Raw genomic sequence first — 17081 nt, 5'->3', positions numbered from 1 at the left:
TATGATTACTGCATTTATCACATATTAATATTTGATAAATGCAGTATTAGTGTAGCGAAAACCTTTAAAAGCTGGCTATGAAAAAACTTTATGTGTTTCTTTTTTTATTACTATCCACTGTAGCTTTTTCTCAAGAGGATGCTTGGGTGTATTTTACTGCTAAAACTGATTCGCAAAGTTATTTTGATGCGCCACTAAAAATGCTTTCTCAAAGAGCATTGGATAGAAGGGCTAATCAAAAAATCCCACTAGATCTTAAGGATGTTCCCATTAATAAGGATTATATAGAATTGGTAGAGGATTTAGCTGGAGTTACAGTTCTCGCCAAATCTAAATGGTTGAATGCTGTTCATGTACGAGGTACTCAAGCTGCTATTAATTCTTTAAAAACTTATGAATTTGTCAGTTCTATAGACTTTGCAAATAAATCCTTAAATCAAACGGCTAAAATAGCTTCCACAATTAAAGCTAAGCAAACAAACAAAGTAAAAAATCAAGCTAAAGTAAAAGATACTAAGGTGGATTATAGTTATGGATCTTCTTCTAATCAAATCCAAATGCTACATGGTGATGCTTTACATCAACAAAACTTTACTGGCGCTGGTATTGTTATTGCAGTTTTAGATGGTGGCTTTCCTAATGTGAATACGATACTGCCGTTTCAAAGACTGCGAGAAAGTAAACGAATATTAGGAGGCTATGATTTTGTTTCCCGAAATGCTAATTTTTACACAGGAAGCTCTCATGGGACTTCTGTGTTATCTACGATGGCAGGTTATAAAGAGAACGAATTAGTAGGAACAGCTCCAGACGCATCCTATTATTTGTTTATTACTGAGGACAATTTATCTGAAAATCCGGTAGAAGAATCTCTATGGGTTGAAGCTGCAGAACAAGCAGATAGTTTGGGTGTAGATATTATTAATACGTCCTTAGGTTATTTTGATTATGATAAACCCGCTTACAATCATACCTACAGTGAAATGGATGGTAAAACAGCATTTATCTCTAAAGGTGCTGAAATAGCATTTAGCAGAGGAATGATTATTGTTGCATCCGCAGGCAATTCAGGTGGCACTTCTGAACCTTACATTGCTGCGCCAGCTGATGCTGCTTCTGTGTTAGCAATTGGTGCAGTTACCGCTTCCGAAACACGAGCTTCATTTAGTTCTATTGGGCCTTCCTTTGACGGCAGAGTAAAACCAGATGTTATGGCTCAAGGGGCTAGCACAGTTTTGTCAGATGAATTGGGAAAGATTAGTACCGCTAATGGGACTTCATTTTCCAGTCCAATCATGGCAGGAATGATTGCTTGTTTGTGGCAGGCCTTTCCTTCTAAGACAAATAAAGAAATAAGACAACTAGTTCTTGAGTCGGCTAACAGATTCACTACACCAAGTTCTCAATATGGTTATGGAATACCTAACTTTAGTTTAGCACTTTCTAAAGCTTTAGTTGTAAATGATATTCCAATGAATTATTTTCACCTGTATCCTAATCCCACAAAAGATATTGTCTTTTTTCCTGAAAATTTTAATACTGGCAAAGTAATTCTGTATACTATTGAAGGTCAGAAAATTTTGGAAAAGGAACTATCAAAGAGTTCAGAACCTATTTCGCTACAGACATTGAGTAACGGAATGTATATTTATAGATTTGAATCAGATGCTTTTTCTAACAGCGGAAAAATAGTAAAATACTAACATTTAACCTACTAAATGAATACAATCACATCACTTTTTAAAATTAAATATCCTATTATTCAGGGCGGAATGATATGGGTGAGCGGTTACAAGCTGGCAAGTGCTGTAAGTAACGCTGGAGGACTAGGCTTAATAGGTGCAGGCTCCATGTATCCTGAAGTTTTAAGAGAACACATACAGAAATGTAAAAAAGCAACCTCAAAACCCTTTGGAGTCAATGTTCCCATGTTGTACCCCAATATCGAAGAGATAATGAAAATTATCGTTGAAGAAGGTGTAAAAATCGTTTTTACTTCTGCAGGAAATCCTAAAACCTGGACTTCTTATCTAAAAGAAAACGGAAGCGTGGTTGTGCATGTAGTTAGTAGTTCCTTATTTGCATTGAAAGCGCAAGATGCCGGAGTAGACGCGGTAGTTGTTGAAGGCTTTGAAGCAGGTGGTCATAATGGTAGGGATGAAACGACGACCTTAACCTTAATTCCCATGGTTAAAGAGAAGGTTAGCATACCGATAATTGCGGCAGGAGGAATTGGAACTGGTCAGGGAATGTTAGCAGTTATGGCTTTAGGAGCAGATGGCGTGCAGGTAGGAAGCCGGTTTGCAGCTTCCGTGGAGTCATCAGCGCATGAGCTTTTTAAGAAAACAATTGTAGAAGTAAAAGAAGGGGACACCCAGCTTACTTTAAAAGAGTTGGCTCCCGTGCGATTAATTAAAAACCATTTTTTCCAAGAGCTACAGGAATTGTATTTAAAGTGTCCAACTAAAGAGGAACTTGCAGCTTTTCTGGGTCGTGCAAGAGCAAAAAGAGGGATGTTTGAAGGAGATTTAGAAGACGGAGAATTAGAGATTGGGCAAGTTGCTGGTTTAATTCATTCTATTAAATCTGCCGAAGCTATTGTTGAAGAAATGATAGCTGATTTTAAAACAGCTCAAGCTCAAGTTTCAAAATTTGATTTCTAATTAAAATAGACAATGAACAAAATTAAATTATACATCGTACTGCTTTTCTTAGCGTTAGGTATGCAGCAATCATACAGCCAGCAATATAAATTTAAAACTTCTGGATTTAGTGTTTTGCAAAAAAATGAAAGAGGCAAATGGGGCAAGTGGTCCGACTTAAATTTGGTTAACCTATTAGTAACGCTCGATACGGATAAAAGCAGATTTGTTGTTTATTCCCAAATTATTCAATTATTTGAGATCATCGTTTACCAACCTATTGAAGAGACAGAAACTGATATTGTGTACTCGTTTAGTTGTAAAGATAATAATGGTGAAGATTGCACGGTTTCCATAATAACCAGGAAAAAGCAAGACAATAGAAAACAGTTGTACATCACGTATGATGATCGGATTATAGTCTATAACATTTTTACAATGTAATTGTCATGATACAAAAAAAAGTCGCCCTGAGCGACTTTTTGTGTAATTTGTTTGGGTGAGGGATGGAAATGTAAAGCCCACAGCCTGACGAAGGAAGAGCGAGGACTTGGAATGTACAGCGCGACCGTAGCTTGGCGAAGGGCACCCCAAAATAATTAATCTATATCTTTTATAAATCCGTCGTATTCTAAGTAGAAAAGCTCTAAGGCATTCATTTTTTCATTGTAAAAGTCAAAAATCGCATCCCAGTTATTTTTATTACTAACACCTACACCTGATTTCTCTACCCAAACTCGGCTAATAGTCTTACCACTTTCTAAGGTGTGATTTTTTTCAAAAACAAGATCTTTTATAAATTCGTCTTCAAGGATGTTTTTTAATGCTTCTAATTTTTCAAAATAAGCAATTCTGATATCGTTATTGCGGTGTTCAATATCGATTAACACCTGCGCTTTTTTATTGTCTACATAAAACTTAAAAGAGAAGTCTTTAATTTTAGTGTCGTATAGTACCCATTTCCTTGGGTATTTCTCTGCGAATGTTACCCAGAATTCTCTTTTTAGTTTTTGAGTTTCTTCTTTGCTGTACATTTTGTTTGTTTTGATTTTGATTTAGAAAATTTGCGAGCAACTATTTTCTAGACTATATTTATAAACTCTTTTGATTACAAAAATAGACTTTGATTATGGATTTTCAATATTTTTTAGAACATGTTCCCAATTTAGCCGAAGTAAAGCTTCCTGCTGAAAAAGCACATGCAATAATGGCGCCTACAGAAAGGCTTAAAAATTTGAATAAAATAATGAACCATAAGGTACAGCCAAAGGTAGCGGCTGTTATGATGCTTTTTTATCCTAAGAACGGAATTACACATTTAGTACTCATTGTTAGAAATACTTACAAAGGTGTCCATTCTGCCCAGATTGCATTTCCAGGAGGTAAATATGAAACGCAAGATATAGATTTTTCTCACACAGCTTTACGGGAAACACATGAAGAAGTAGGTGTATCACCTACTGTTATGGAGATTATCAAGCCTTTTACACCTATGTATATTCCGCCTAGTAATTTTATGGTCCATCCTTTTTTGGGCATCTGTAAAGAAGAATTATGTTTTATAGCTGATCCAACGGAAGTAGCAGGTATAATTGAGTTACCCTTATCTGTTTTTTTAAGTGAGGACATTATTATTGAAGCTAAATTATCTACTTCTTATGCTCAAAACATTAATGTTCCAGCATTTGAAATTGATGGGCATGTGGTTTGGGGTGCTACAGCAATGATGCTGAGTGAGTTAAAAGAGGTGTTAAAAACCGTTTTGTAGTTTTTATTTGCCATTTCTTTTTAAGAGGTGAATCCTACTAAAATTAAAGGTTTACAACAGGAAATTAGATTTGCTTCAAAAATAAATTTCGTAAGTTTGTAGTCCTAATTTAGAAAATTAATACACAATTTTATGGGATTATTGAAAAGAAATCCTTTTGGTCATATCTTATTCTTAAAAAGATGGTTAATTCGAATTTTTGGAGCCATGACGCACAGACGTTATCGAGGGTTTAATGAATTACAGATAGAAGGTTCTGAAATAATTAGAAACCTACCAGATAACAATGTACTTTTTATTTCCAATCATCAAACGTATTTTGCTGATGTTGTGGCTATGTTTCATGTTTTCAATGCCAGTTTAAAAGGTAGGGAGGACAATATTAAAAATGTATTGTACTTATGGAAGCCCAAGATGAATATCTACTATGTTGCTGCCAAAGAAACCATGCAAGCGGGTTTGTTAACACGAATTATGGCTTATGCAGGTGCTATATCTGTAGAACGCACATGGAGAGCTAAAGGAGTGGATGTACTTGACAAAAAGGAGGTTAACCCTAACGATACTGAGAATATAAAAATAGCACTTAAAGATGGCTGGGTAATTACTTTTCCGCAAGGAACTACTAAATCATTTAAACCTGTGCGTAAAGGAACTGCCCATATTATTAAAGACCACCGACCTATAGTAGTCCCTATTGTAATTGACGGCTTTAGACGATCTTTTGATAAGAAAGGACTTCGAATGAAAAAGAAAGGTATCCTACAATCTTTTATTATCAAGGAACCTCTGGATATTGATTATGACAACGATACCATTGATGAAATTGTAGAAAAAGTTGAATATGCAATTGAGCAGCATTGTTCCTTTTTAAAAGTGATTCCTAAGGAAGAAATCGAAGAGCAAGAAAAACTAAATAAATTCCGTCAGTGGGAATATTAAAAAGATAAAAAAAGAGTTCGCCATGGCGAACTCTTTTTTTTATAAATCAATTTTCTTTAATTCCTTGTAATTAGCATATAACCTTCTAAGAAGAATTCCGTAAAGTAATCTATAAAATAACCAGAAAAAACCAAAAAATCCAGCTAGTGTTAATACAATAACTACAATGGTAATGGCTAATACTTTGCTATTGTCTCCCATACGTTCTGTAAGTACTGCCGTCTCAGGATTGTAAGCTAGGGCAATAATAAAACCAATAATTAAACTCAAAACTGCCATCCCTAAATTGTATCCAACGTAATACTGAACGGTTTTGCGAGTTTTTAATATGTCTTTCATTAATTGCTTAGTAGACACAGTAGTGGTTATTTTAATATAATTTTTATAAAATAAATAGATAAAAACTAGAATTACTCCGTAGTTAAAGTAAGTGAGCCCTTTTAAAATCATGATGATTTCATCGTGATTCATACTTTTAAAATAATCATCAGTATTAAAACAAACACTAATTGTTGTCCATAATACTATTTCTAAAATGCTAATAATTAAAATCCACTTCACTATAGAAGATGATTTTTTATGCAACATCTTGTAGATTTCAATCTCTGATATCTGTTCAAACGAGTTTTCGTTTTTCTTCCAGTCCTTTTTTAATAAATCCAGCTCTTTCATATTCCTTAAGGATTTAATATTTTTTTTAGTTTCCCTTTTATTCTGTTCATTTTCACTCTAGCATTGACCTCGCTAATTCCTAAAGTTTCTGCTATTTCCCGATAATCTTTGTCTTCGAGATACATAAAAACTAAGGCCTTTTCAATATCATTTAATTGGTAAACTGCCTTATACATTAACTTTATTTGTTCCTCCTCTTCATAATTATATTCAATTTCTTTGGTAAAGTGCTGCCTGCTTTCATACTCAACGGTCGCTATCGAGCGTTTGTTTTTTCGATATAAAGTAATAGCAGTGTTTAAAGCTACACGATAGGCCCAGGTAGAAAATTTACTGTCGCCTCTAAACTTCGGGAAAGCTTTCCATAATTGAATAGTGACTTCCTGAAACAAATCTTTATGAGAGTCCTCGCAATCAGTATATAATCGACATATCTTATGGATTATATTCTGATTTGCTTGCAATTGCTTCACAAAGGAATGTTCTAGATTCTCACTCATATATACGTTAGTAATCTAAATTTAGATTTTGTTACAAAGTACTGCTATTTTCTTTTGAAGCAAAATATTTTGAAATACAATAAACAGTTGTCCCGCTGTTCACTGCAATCCACACGCTAGCGCTTGTGGGATTTCCATTTCCATCGGGGCTATTTATAGCTGGTATCTTTCAAAATTTCATTTTCAAATACAGTAAAACAGAACAACGAAAGCTAAACTTTGTATATTTGATTTTTTAAAAGTTGAAATAAAATATACTTATGAATATCCCAAATTCAAGTTTACCTAGAATTGTTATAATTGGCGGAGGTTTTGCCGGAATCGCATTGGCTAAACAACTTAAAAATCAAAAAGTTCAGGTAGTCCTTCTAGACAAACACAATTACCATACATTTCAACCTTTATTATATCAGGTAGCTACAGGTGGGCTTGAGGCAGGATCTATTGCATATCCTATTCGTAAAGTGATTCAGGAATATGAAGATTGTTATTTTAGACTTACTTCTGTTCAAGAAATAGATACTAAAAACAAAAAGATAATTGCTGAAATTGGTGATCTAAGCTATGATTATTTGGTTATTGCAACAGGTTCTAAAACTAATTATTTTGGAAATAAAGATATCAAGCGCTACAGCATGGCAATGAAGACCATTCCGCAGTCATTAAATATTAGGAGTTTAATCTTAGAAAATTTTGAACAAGCGGTACTAACAAAAGATGAAGCTGAGAAAAATAGTTTGATCAATTTTGTTTTGGTAGGAGGTGGGCCTACAGGTGTAGAGCTAGCAGGTGCTTTGGCCGAAATGAAGAAAGCAATTTTGCAAAAAGATTACCCTGATCTTGATATTGCTAAAATGGAAATTAACCTTATTCAAAGTGGTGATCGGATACTCAATACCATGTCTGAAAAATCATCCGCAGCAGCAGAAAAATTCTTAAATAGCTTAGGCGTTAAGATTTGGAAGAATGTTAGAGTTACAAATTATGACGGTCGTACCATTACCACAAATTCTGATTTAACTTTTGAAACAGCGACGGTTATTTGGACAGCCGGTGTGCAAGGTGCTGTAGTTGCAGGTTTGCATGCTCAGTCTTTAGTAGAAAGGGTAGAGCGTATAAGGGTTAATGAGTTTAATCAAGTAAAAGGATATGCTGACATATTTGCTATTGGAGATATTGCTTCTATGGAAAGCGAAGATTTTCCGCAAGGTCATCCTATGATGGCACAACCTGCTTTACAACAAGGCGAACTTTTGGGAGAAAATATAATTAAATTAATCGCAAATAAACCATTGAAGCCATTTGTTTATAATGATAAAGGTTCTATGGCGACTATTGGTAGAAATAAAGCTGTAGTCGATTTACCTCATTACCATTTTAGTGGAGTTTTCGCGTGGTTTGTCTGGATGTTTGTGCATCTGTTTTCTCTAATTGGTTTTAAAAATAAAGCAGTAGTTTTTCTAAATTGGGTGTACAACTATATCCGTTTTGACAGAGAAGGAAGGCTAATCATTCGGCCTTATAAAAAGAAAAGTTTTACCACCTTTACAAGTGATGAAGTATAGTTTTTTAAAGGTACAGAATTTCAAAGTCTCAGAGTCTCAAAGTTTCAAAGTTTAAAAGTTTCAGAGTTTAAATGTTTCAGTGTTTTAAAGTTTTAAAGCTACTGAGTTGAAAAGTTTAAGAGATTCAAAGCTACAGAGTCTCAAATTCTCAGAGTTTCAAAGGTTAGAGTGTTGGTTTCTAAAGCATTGAGTGCTTAAAAAGAAACTAGGTTAAAAATTGCCGATTATTTCGGTGGGACATTTTTACAGTGTCATATCAATTATAAAATAACTACTACAAACTACCTGTTCTATAATAGTTAATCATTAAGTCGACAAACTTACTGTAGCTATCCATGCCATCTTTTTGTTGATTAGCTTTTAAAAAGCTATCGTAGAAACTATGAAATCCATTTTGAATAGGGGTTTGGTATTTCTTTCTGTAATCACGACTCTCTTGAAAGTTTTTTAAGATTCCTGGATGGATATCTTTTAATAATGTTTTGTAAAGAAGCTCATCTTGACCTCTAATGCTGCTTAGACAGTAACTTAATGCAAAACTGTAACCTGAGTATTTAAAATACAGGTCTTTATTGTTAATGGAAGCTAGAAAGCCTATAAAATTACATTCACTTTCGCTAGCATAACCCATTTGGTGTGCCATCTCATGGTTAACTGTCGTAGGAAATCCGTACATCGGAATTAAGTAATTGACCTGTGCTTCGTTTGTAAAAGGATTCAAATACCCACTGAAGCCCATATAAGAAAGTGGTAAACTGAGTAATGATTTTTTTGTACTCAATTTTTTGAAGGTAAAATAATCATAATGACTGGAAAGTTCTGCGTAGCCTTGCAAAGTCTTTTTAAAAGTGGTTTCCTGTGTGTAAGGATATACTACTTTACTATTATTATTTTTAGTAATCTGCTGATGGATGTCGTTCGTTTTAATGATAAGTTTTTTTGTAAAATCAAATAAGTCATCATTACTGTATTCTTTTTTAATTCCCATCTTTTCATATAAAGGTTGGCGGTAGTAATTCAGAGCCCAGAGTACATGAAATAAAAAGTAAAACAAGGAAAAAAAGCTTAGTAGTTGTAAACTGTTGTTCTTCCATGCTGTACGCCATGTTTTTCTTTGATCCCAAAACCATTTAATTAACAGCGCAATTAAAATAAAGTAGATGCAGTCTCCTATTGAAAAAGGAAACCAACTAAAACTTGCTCTAGAAAATTGCGCCACAACAGGATAAAAACCATTACTGTAATAGTATTCTACAGTTTTTGGAAAAGAAGAAATAATTTGTAAAATAAGAATTTGTACAACTAAAAAAAGGGGGAGAAAGTATTTTGATTTCAAAGTTTTCATATAAAGATTGTAAATATAATTACAATATCAATTACTACCGAAAAAGAATTTAAACTTTGTAACTTTGAACTTTAAAAATGTTAAACTTCAAACAACAATAAATGAGTCAAGAAATAAGAAATTTAGAGCCAAAAGTACTTTGGAATAAGTTTGCCGATTTAAATGCAGTTCCACGTCCATCAAAGAAAGAAGAACGCGTTATTGAGTTCATGAAAGACTTTGGGAAAAACTTAGGTTTGGAAACTTTTGAAGACGATATTCGTAATGTAATTATTCGCAAACCAGCTACTCCAGGAATGGAGAATCGCAAAGCCATTGTAATGCAGGGACATTTAGATATGGTTCACCAGAAAAATGGCGATACGGTATTTGATTTTGATACACAGGGAATTGACATGTATGTTGATGGAGATTGGGTACGTGCAAGAGGAACTACACTAGGAGCAGACAACGGACTAGGAGTTGCCGCAATTATGGCAATTTTAGAAAGCACTGATATTCCACATGCAGCTATTGAAGCCTTGTTTACCATCGACGAAGAAACAGGAATGACGGGTGCCTTAAATTTAAAAGGGGGCATCCTTCAAGGTCAAATATTATTAAACTTAGACACTGAAGAAGATGATGAAATAGATATTGGTTGCGCTGGTGGTATTGATGTAACGGCATCAGCAGAGTACGATGAAGAGGAAACTCCAGAAGCTTCTGTAGGGTATAAAATTACCGTTAAAGGATTGAAGGGTGGCCATTCAGGTATGGATATTCATAAAGGGTTAGGAAATGCTAATAAGATTATGAACCGTCTGTTATTTGATGGTTTTGATAATTTTGGTTTACAAATTTCTGAAATTCAAGGAGGTAGTTTACGTAACGCTATTCCTAGAGAAAGCGTTGCTAAAGTGATCATCGCCGAAGTATATGATGAGGCTTTTGTATTCGATATGCAGCAAATTGTTAACGATATTAAAACAGAATTAAAAACGACTGAACCCAATTTAGAAGTTGTTTTTGAAAAATTAGAAGAAACTCCTACTAAAGTGATGCCTTCTATTGCACAGTTTTATTTTGTTAGAGCGATGTATGCGGCTCATAATGGGGTATATAGTATGAGCGCTGATTTTGCTGACCTGGTGGAAACATCTAATAATATTGCTAAAGTAGTATTAGGGGATGGGAATCTAACGGTACAGTGTTTAACACGTTCTTCTGTAGAGACAGCTAAGTTTGATGTCGCTAATAGTTTGCGTTCAGCATTTGAATTAATGGGATGCGAAGTGGAACTTTCGGGTTCTTACCCAGGTTGGACTCCTAATGCAGAATCAGAAATATTAGATGTTTTAGTGCCGATTTACGAAAAACAAACTGGAGAAAAACCAAGAGTAGTAGCTTGCCATGCAGGTTTAGAATGTGGAATTTTAGGTACAAATTACCCTGAGATGGACATGATTTCTTTTGGACCCACAATTCATGGTGCACATTCACCAGATGAAAGAGCGAGTATAACTTCGTCTCAGAAATTCTGGAAATTCTTATTGGAAATTTTAGCGAATATTCCAGTTAAGTAACAGAAAGTATTAGATATAAATAACCCTCGATTAGTAATAGTCGAGGGTTTGTTATTTTATGGGAAATTAATCTCTTTTAGGAGCATTTTTCTTTTCTCTTTTTTCTTCTTTCTTTTCCTTAGCTGTTTTTAACGGTTCTTTCTTAGCCGTTTTCTTTGCGTCTTGACTTTTTGCCATGATAATTGTTTTTTATAGATTAGTTAGTTGTGTCTAGGTAAATGTAATTAATATTGTTTACTTCTAGTTTATTTATTTTTAGTAGAATAAAAAATCCTCACTATACTGCTGCATAATGAGGATTAAAGGTCTTCTTTATTTTAGGTTAGAATAGCTATTCTAATTTATCGTTTTTTCAAGATTTTATACTCTTCATAACAACCACTTATAGCATCCATAATTTGTAAGTCGTTTGCTGATTGTATAAATGATTCAGAGTAATTGCAACGTTGTAGTATCTCAGCTATTTCTTTTTTATCAACTCCTAAAAGCACGGCTATTGTTTCTCTGTCAAATTTTGACTCTAATAGATTTCGCACGGTGTCATCTTTCTTCATTTCACGTAGCTTTTTAAGCTCTTTCGGATTTTTACCAAAGAAATTATATAGCATGTCAGCAGGATTAAATATAGAACCTAATACACGTCCAAAAGCATCAGGAGAATATTCTCCAGCTTCGTAACCATGTGTTAAACCAGAAATACTATATCTGAAATTTTCTTTTGTGGGGATGGTTTTAGAGTCAACTTCAAGATAACCGGTAAGGTTAAATGGTCTGATAACAACTTCTTCTAGTGCAATGGCTTTTTCTGTAAGGTAAATTTTAGCCATTTTATTTTTAATCCAGTCATTAGTAACTTTTACCCTTAATGATTGAAATCCTAAAAGTGATAGGTGTAAGGTATCTGTAGGTTGAACGTCAATTTCGAAATAACCACTTGCATCCGTTCTTGCGCCTCTTACTTTATTAATATTAATGATGTTGACATTTATTAATGGCAATTTAGTGTTGTCATTGTAAATATAACCGGATACTTTTTCAGAGTGGGAGACAGTCTGGGCATGACTGCTTAAGCATATTGTCAAAAAAAAGAAAACTACAAAATATTTCATAAACTGGTTTAAGACTTTAAAAGTAGTAAATCAGGATTAAATATTTTGTAGTTTCTCAGTATAATTATAAGAAAATTAACAATAAATGTTAGTCTCTTCTTGGCCTTCTAGGTCTTGGTGAATCACCATAACTTTCTGAACGTCTAGGTGCTCTATCAGAAGAACCTTCTCCTCTAGGAGCTCTATCAGAAAAACCTCCCTCACGTCTAGGTGCTGAACTTCTTCCTCCGAAACCGCCTTCTCTAGGAGCTGAGTTTCTTCCTCCGAAACCAGCTGAACCTTCACGTCTTGGAGCAAAGCTTCCTTCACGTCTTGGAGCTGAGCTTCTTCCGCCAAAACCACCACCAGAACTTCTTCCGTTGTGATCACGTCTTCCACCACCGTCATTTTTAGAAATTTCAACATTGATACGACGTCCTTCTAATTGTACGTTGTTCAATACTTCCATTACTTTATCAGTATGCTCAGGATCTGTGTTAAAGAAAGAGAATCCTTCTTTTACGTCCACTTTAAAGACATCATCACGACCTAGATCTAGTGTTTCTTTTAAGTAGTCTTTTAATGACATCCAATCAAAGTTATCTCTAGAACCAATGTTTACAAAATATCTTGTTGCACCACCATTACTGTTTCCTCTTGAAGCACCTTCACCTCTGTCATCACGCTCACGTCTTTCACCTGATTGTGAAGAGATGTCTCTGTTTTTCTTGTAGTAAGCAATAAAACGGTTAAACTCTACAGATACCATTTTCTTAATCAATTCTTCTTTAGTTAAATCCTCAAGAACATTGTTAATTGCTGGTAAGTAGTTGTCAATTTCGTGATCAACTTCTGTATCCTTAATTTTATTTGCTAAATGTAATAATTGGATTTCACAGATTTCAATTCCAGAAGGAATTGTTTTTTCTTCAAACTTTTGTTTGATGATTCTTTCGATAGAAGAAATCTTGCGCAATTCACTTTTTGTTACAATAACGATAGATGTACCTAATTTACCAGCACGACCTGTACGTCCAGAACGGTGATTGTACGTTTCAATTTCGTCAGGAAGTTGGTAGTTTACTACGTGAGTAATATTATCAACATCAATTCCACGTGCTGCAACATCAGTAGCTACAAGCATTTGGATTTGTCTTCCTCTAAACGATTTCATAACACCATCACGTTGCGCTTGAGATAAATCTCCGTGCAATGCAGCAGCGCTGTATCCATCTTCAACTAATTTTTCAGCAACAGCTTGTGTGTCTCTTTTAGTACGACAAAAAACTACTGAGAAAATATCAGGGTTAGCATCAGCTAAACGTTTCAAAGCCTCATAACGATCACGTGCATTTACAAGGTAAAACTCATGTGATACAGTTGATGAACCTGAATTTTTAGCTCCTACAGTAATTTCAATAGGATCTTTCATAAATTGTTTCCCAATACGTGCTACTTCAGCAGGCATTGTTGCAGAGAACAACCATGTGTTTTTTTCGTCTGGTGTAGTTGAAAGGATGTTTACGATATCTTCGTAGAATCCCATGTTCAACATTTCATCCGCTTCGTCTAGAATACAAAAGTTAATTTGAGAAATGTTAACCAATCCTCTATTAATCATGTCTTGCATTCTTCCTGGAGTTGCAACAATAATTTGTGCGCCTCTCTTAATGTCTCTTGCTTGTTCTGTAATGCTAGCTCCACCGTAAACTGCTACCACATTAATACCTTTTTCGTATTTAGAGTAGTTTTTAATTTCGTTGGTAATCTGCAAACACAATTCGCGTGTTGGAGATAAAATTAATGCTTGTGTATTTCTGTTGTTGGCATCAATCTTCTGAATAACTGGAAAACCAAATGCTGCCGTTTTCCCTGTCCCTGTCTGAGCCAACGCAACCATATCTGTGTCTTTTTCCAATAATAGGGGAATCGCTTTCTCCTGTACTTCGGTCGGATTCTCAAATCCTAGATCTAAAATCGCCTTCAGTAACGATTCACTCAATCCTAATTGTTCAAATTTATTCATATGTATTTTTAAAATAGGGTGCAAAATTACTCTAAATTATCGACATAAACTAATGCTATTTTAACTTTTAAGGATTTAATACTGTTTGATAATCAATATGTTATATTTTTTATTTGCTAACTGAAGTAAGCTGTTTTAAAATAAATAGTCAAATGGCTGTATAAAATCTAATTATTTTGAATCAGATTTGTTGGATTTTAGCCAATTATTTTGCTGTTTCAAAAAACTGCAGCAATTTTTGGGTTGCCAATGCTCTGTGACTGATTTTATTTTTGGTTTCTAATGACAACTCGGCGAAGGTTTCTTCAAAACCTTCGGGTTTAAAAATAGGATCATAGCCAAAACCTTTATCTCCTGATTTGCTCGTGGTTATTTCGCCAGAAGCAATTCCTGTAAATAGATGTTGCTCTCCTTTTAGGTTTAGGGCAATAACTGTTTTAAACTGGGCCTTTCTATTATCTCTTTCAATTAATGCTTCTAGCAACTTGTTCATATTGTCATCAGCATTTTTCTGCGCTCCTGCATACCTAGCAGAATATACTCCTGGCGCGCCATCTAGTGTCTGAACCTCTAACCCAGTATCATCAGCAAAACAATCGTAGCCATAATGCTCTGTGACATAATTAGCTTTCAATATAGCATTACCCTCAATGGTATCTGCGGTTTCTGGAATTTCTTCGTGACAACCTATCGCTGCTAAACTGACTATTTGAATGTTTTCGGGTAGTAATTGCTGAATTTCCTTTATTTTGTTTTCATTATTTGATGCAAAAACAATTTTCATAGTTATAATTTGAGATTTACATTTTCAAAGATACAATTATTACTATCGAATTTGTAGCTGATTAAAATTGGAATTAATTCTATTACTGTAAAAAATATATTTGGACCATTTTATTGCATTTAAATCAAAGTATTTCTTATTCATGTTAAATAGGAGTTAAACTGCAGTTATATAATAGTTTAAGTGCGTTTTATTACTACCTTTATAATGTGGTTTTGATTAATTACTTGTTTTTGTTATTCTTCACATAAGATAACAATTCAATAGTCAGCTACACAATTAGTGTGAGTTGATAATGGTAAATCAGAACTTACAATTGGAGGGCTATAAACGCCCTCCTTTTTTTGCAGTAAACTGAACTTTTTATTGCAGATTTCGTAATTAAGTCTTGTAAAAAGTTAAAAACTTGTTAATCAGGTTCTTACTTGTGTTTGCATTCGATTTAATTCTTATCTTTGATATGTGGTTTTGATTAATTAATTGAATTAACCTATCTGAAAAGAGACAGTTGTTCTTAGTTCAAGCTTACTTTTATAGTAGTTTGAAAATGATAAATCAAAACTTACAGTTGGAGGGCTATAAACGCCCTCCTTTTTTTTGGAGTTGAATCTAGAATCGGGATACATTAGTTAGATTGTCGGGGAAATAAAGGTCTGATAAAGTAGTAAATTCATCTCCTCTCATAAAAATAGAATTATCAACCTCATTAAAACTGGATTTGCCTGCTGCTGCTAAAAGTTCATTTGCGGCAAACAAGGTGTTTTTATGAAAATGATATACTCTTTCAGCCTTGTCAGTAACTACTAATCCTTTCATTAGCATTTTATCTTGAGTAGCAACTCCTGTAGGACAACTATTATTGTTACAGCGCAAAGCCTGAATACAACCTAATGAAAACATAAAACCTCTAGCACTATTACAAATATCGGCTCCCATTGCTACAGCTCGTAATATGGAATATCCTGATATGATCTTCCCACTACAGATTACTCTAATTTTATCTCGGATTCCTAAGCTAATTAATGTGCGATTGACAAAGATCAGAGCTGGCTCAAAAGGCATACCCACACCATCAGAAAATTCTAAAGGAGCGGCTCCCGTTCCTCCTTCAGCGCCGTCCACAGTTATGAAGTCGGGATAGCAATTTTCAACAATCATTTCTTGGCATATCAATTCAAATTCACTGGTTTGTCCTATACATAATTTAAATCCTATAGGTTTGCCTTCTGATAATCGTCGCAGTTCCTTAATAAAATGAACCAAACCTTTGGCATCAGCGAAGGCACTGTGACTTGGGGGAGATAATATAGTAGTATGTGGCACTACGCCTCTAATTTTGGCTATCTGCTCAGTATTTTTGCTTGCTGGTAAAACGCCTCCATGGCCAGGTTTAGCTCCTTGTGATAGTTTGATTTCAATCATTTTTACCGACGGATGTATTGATTTATGCATAAATTTTTCAGCATCAAAATTTCCATCCGCCGTGCGACAGCCAAAATAACCCGTTCCAATTTGCCAAGTGATATCACCGCCTTGTAAATGGTAATCGGTTAATCCACCTTCACCTGTATTGTGATAAAAATTTCCTTGCTTTGCACCTTTGTTAAGTGCAACAATGGCATTTTCACTTAAAGAACCAAAACTCATCGCTGATATATTTAATAATGAAGCAGAGTAGGGTTGTTTACAGTCTGGGCCACCAACCGTAATTCTAGCTAAGTCATGATTTACTTTAGCTGGAAATATAGAATGCTTTATTCCTTCATAACTGGATTGATTGATGTCTAGCTGCGTTCCAAAAGGAGTAGTGGCATCAATATTTTTAGCTCTTTGGTATGCTAATGATCGTTCGTTTCTAGAAAAAGGTTTTCCGTCAGTGGTTTTTTCAATGAAATACTGCTGAATTTCGGGTGCAATCATTTCAAATAGGTATCTAAAATAGCCTAAAACGGGAAAATTTCTTAATATTGCATGTTTTTTCTGAAGGCTGTTTAATAAACCAATGACGAGGATAATTAATAACAGTAAAGGGTAAAAGATTGTTGTCTTAAAGTAAAAATGAATTGCTAATGTGATTAGTAGTAAAGCAATTCCATAAGTAAAAAATTTTTTTCTCATGAGAAAGAAGTTTGTAGGTCAGAAAATTAGTAGGAAAAACGCTTTTAATGTTTAAAAGCTACTTTG

General features: G+C 34.4%; 15 protein-coding genes. 7 read left to right on the top strand and 8 right to left on the bottom strand.

Annotation, left to right across the window (positions count from 1 at the left end):
- Positions 1-77 precede the first annotated feature (77 nt).
- From ACEN2K_RS05265 to ACEN2K_RS05255, 3 genes are read left to right on the top strand one after another with little or no spacing between them, the layout of a single operon-like run.
- Positions 78-1703 carry a S8 family serine peptidase gene (locus ACEN2K_RS05265; protein ID WP_441758276.1) on the top strand — a complete coding sequence of 542 codons (1626 nt, stop codon included), beginning with the start codon at positions 78-80 and terminating at the stop codon, positions 1701-1703.
- Between the two features lie 15 nt (positions 1704-1718).
- On the top strand, positions 1719-2663 hold the full coding sequence (locus tag ACEN2K_RS05260) for an NAD(P)H-dependent flavin oxidoreductase (protein WP_441758275.1): 945 nt from the start codon (positions 1719-1721) through the stop codon (positions 2661-2663).
- A gap of 12 nt (positions 2664-2675) precedes the next feature.
- Complete coding sequence (locus ACEN2K_RS05255; RefSeq protein ID WP_441758274.1) at positions 2676-3086, top strand: hypothetical protein; 411 nt, start codon at positions 2676-2678, stop codon at positions 3084-3086.
- A 155-nt stretch (positions 3087-3241) separates the two neighbouring features.
- Here ACEN2K_RS05255 and ACEN2K_RS05250 read toward each other — a convergent pair whose 3' ends face one another.
- A complete protein-coding gene (locus ACEN2K_RS05250; protein ID WP_441758273.1) occupies positions 3242-3676 on the bottom strand; it encodes a DUF4268 domain-containing protein in 435 nt (144 codons plus the stop codon).
- Positions 3677-3771: 95 nt separating this feature from the next.
- Between ACEN2K_RS05250 and ACEN2K_RS05245 the strand changes: the two genes are divergently transcribed.
- A complete protein-coding gene (locus ACEN2K_RS05245) occupies positions 3772-4410 on the top strand; it encodes an NUDIX hydrolase (protein ID WP_441758272.1) in 639 nt (212 codons plus the stop codon).
- Between the two features lie 132 nt (positions 4411-4542).
- Entirely contained in the window at positions 4543-5352 is an 810-nt protein-coding gene (locus ACEN2K_RS05240; RefSeq protein WP_441758271.1) for a lysophospholipid acyltransferase family protein, read from the top strand.
- A 39-nt stretch (positions 5353-5391) separates the two neighbouring features.
- Here the strand turns inward: ACEN2K_RS05240 and ACEN2K_RS05235 are convergent, their stop codons facing one another.
- Together ACEN2K_RS05235 and ACEN2K_RS05230 are read right to left on the bottom strand one after the other, a co-directional pair.
- Positions 5392-6024, bottom strand: a complete 633-nt coding sequence (locus ACEN2K_RS05235; RefSeq protein ID WP_441758270.1) for a hypothetical protein — start codon at positions 6022-6024, stop codon at positions 5392-5394.
- 5 nt (positions 6025-6029) lie between these two features.
- Positions 6030-6524: an RNA polymerase sigma factor gene (locus tag ACEN2K_RS05230; protein ID WP_441758269.1), complete on the bottom strand. Its 495-nt coding sequence runs from the start codon at positions 6522-6524 to the stop codon at positions 6030-6032.
- A 260-nt stretch (positions 6525-6784) separates the two neighbouring features.
- Here ACEN2K_RS05230 and ACEN2K_RS05225 point away from each other — a divergent pair, with 260 nt between their 5' ends.
- Positions 6785-8089 (top strand): NAD(P)/FAD-dependent oxidoreductase, encoded by a 1305-nt coding sequence (locus tag ACEN2K_RS05225; RefSeq protein ID WP_441758268.1) that lies wholly within the window; start codon positions 6785-6787, stop codon positions 8087-8089.
- Positions 8090-8363: 274 nt separating this feature from the next.
- On the opposite strand, the gene ACEN2K_RS05220 is transcribed toward ACEN2K_RS05225, so the two are convergent.
- The gene (locus ACEN2K_RS05220; protein WP_441758267.1) at positions 8364-9434 is read right to left on the bottom strand and encodes a DUF3810 domain-containing protein; all 1071 of its coding nucleotides are present in this window, start codon (positions 9432-9434) and stop codon (positions 8364-8366) included.
- A 101-nt stretch (positions 9435-9535) separates the two neighbouring features.
- Between ACEN2K_RS05220 and ACEN2K_RS05215 the strand changes: the two genes are divergently transcribed.
- On the top strand, positions 9536-10999 hold the full coding sequence (locus ACEN2K_RS05215; protein WP_441758266.1) for an aminoacyl-histidine dipeptidase: 1464 nt from the start codon (positions 9536-9538) through the stop codon (positions 10997-10999).
- Positions 11000-11340: 341 nt separating this feature from the next.
- Here the strand turns inward: ACEN2K_RS05215 and ACEN2K_RS05210 are convergent, their stop codons facing one another.
- From ACEN2K_RS05210 to ACEN2K_RS05195, 4 genes are all read right to left on the bottom strand, one after another.
- Positions 11341-12108 carry a carboxypeptidase-like regulatory domain-containing protein gene (locus ACEN2K_RS05210; RefSeq protein ID WP_441758265.1) on the bottom strand — a complete coding sequence of 256 codons (768 nt, stop codon included), beginning with the start codon at positions 12106-12108 and terminating at the stop codon, positions 11341-11343.
- An 88-nt stretch (positions 12109-12196) separates the two neighbouring features.
- Entirely contained in the window at positions 12197-14113 is a 1917-nt protein-coding gene (locus ACEN2K_RS05205) for a DEAD/DEAH box helicase (RefSeq protein ID WP_441758264.1), read from the bottom strand.
- A gap of 205 nt (positions 14114-14318) precedes the next feature.
- Entirely contained in the window at positions 14319-14897 is a 579-nt protein-coding gene (locus tag ACEN2K_RS05200) for a non-canonical purine NTP diphosphatase (RefSeq protein WP_441758263.1), read from the bottom strand.
- A gap of 609 nt (positions 14898-15506) precedes the next feature.
- Positions 15507-17015: an FMN-binding glutamate synthase family protein gene (locus tag ACEN2K_RS05195; protein WP_441758262.1), complete on the bottom strand. Its 1509-nt coding sequence runs from the start codon at positions 17013-17015 to the stop codon at positions 15507-15509.
- Between the last annotated feature and the right edge of the window lie 66 nt (positions 17016-17081).

The organism is Flavobacterium sp. W21_SRS_FM3, assembly GCF_052113625.1.
Classification (GTDB): domain Bacteria; phylum Bacteroidota; class Bacteroidia; order Flavobacteriales; family Flavobacteriaceae; genus Flavobacterium.
This window is presented reverse-complemented; position numbering and strand designations above follow the sequence as displayed.

Bases quoted from the DNA above. Each gene is read 5' to 3' on its own strand.
- ACEN2K_RS05225 (WP_441758268.1), top strand. From the start codon at position 6,785: ATGAATATCCCAAATTCAAGTTTACCTAGAATTGTTATAATTGGCGGA.
- ACEN2K_RS05220 (WP_441758267.1), bottom strand. From the start codon at position 9,434: ATGAAAACTTTGAAATCAAAATACTTTCTCCCCCTTTTTTTAGTTGTA.
- ACEN2K_RS05245 (WP_441758272.1), top strand. From the start codon at position 3,772: ATGGATTTTCAATATTTTTTAGAACATGTTCCCAATTTAGCCGAAGTA.
- ACEN2K_RS05250 (WP_441758273.1), bottom strand. From the start codon at position 3,676: ATGTACAGCAAAGAAGAAACTCAAAAACTAAAAAGAGAATTCTGGGTA.
- ACEN2K_RS05210 (WP_441758265.1), bottom strand. From the start codon at position 12,108: ATGAAATATTTTGTAGTTTTCTTTTTTTTGACAATATGCTTAAGCAGT.
- ACEN2K_RS05235 (WP_441758270.1), bottom strand. From the start codon at position 6,024: ATGAAAGAGCTGGATTTATTAAAAAAGGACTGGAAGAAAAACGAAAAC.
- ACEN2K_RS05260 (WP_441758275.1), top strand. From the start codon at position 1,719: ATGAATACAATCACATCACTTTTTAAAATTAAATATCCTATTATTCAG.
- ACEN2K_RS05230 (WP_441758269.1), bottom strand. From the start codon at position 6,524: ATGAGTGAGAATCTAGAACATTCCTTTGTGAAGCAATTGCAAGCAAAT.
- ACEN2K_RS05255 (WP_441758274.1), top strand. From the start codon at position 2,676: ATGAACAAAATTAAATTATACATCGTACTGCTTTTCTTAGCGTTAGGT.
- ACEN2K_RS05205 (WP_441758264.1), bottom strand. From the start codon at position 14,113: ATGAATAAATTTGAACAATTAGGATTGAGTGAATCGTTACTGAAGGCG.
- ACEN2K_RS05200 (WP_441758263.1), bottom strand. From the start codon at position 14,897: ATGAAAATTGTTTTTGCATCAAATAATGAAAACAAAATAAAGGAAATT.
- ACEN2K_RS05195 (WP_441758262.1), bottom strand. From the start codon at position 17,015: ATGAGAAAAAAATTTTTTACTTATGGAATTGCTTTACTACTAATCACA.
- ACEN2K_RS05215 (WP_441758266.1), top strand. From the start codon at position 9,536: ATGAGTCAAGAAATAAGAAATTTAGAGCCAAAAGTACTTTGGAATAAG.
- ACEN2K_RS05265 (WP_441758276.1), top strand. From the start codon at position 78: ATGAAAAAACTTTATGTGTTTCTTTTTTTATTACTATCCACTGTAGCT.
- ACEN2K_RS05240 (WP_441758271.1), top strand. From the start codon at position 4,543: ATGGGATTATTGAAAAGAAATCCTTTTGGTCATATCTTATTCTTAAAA.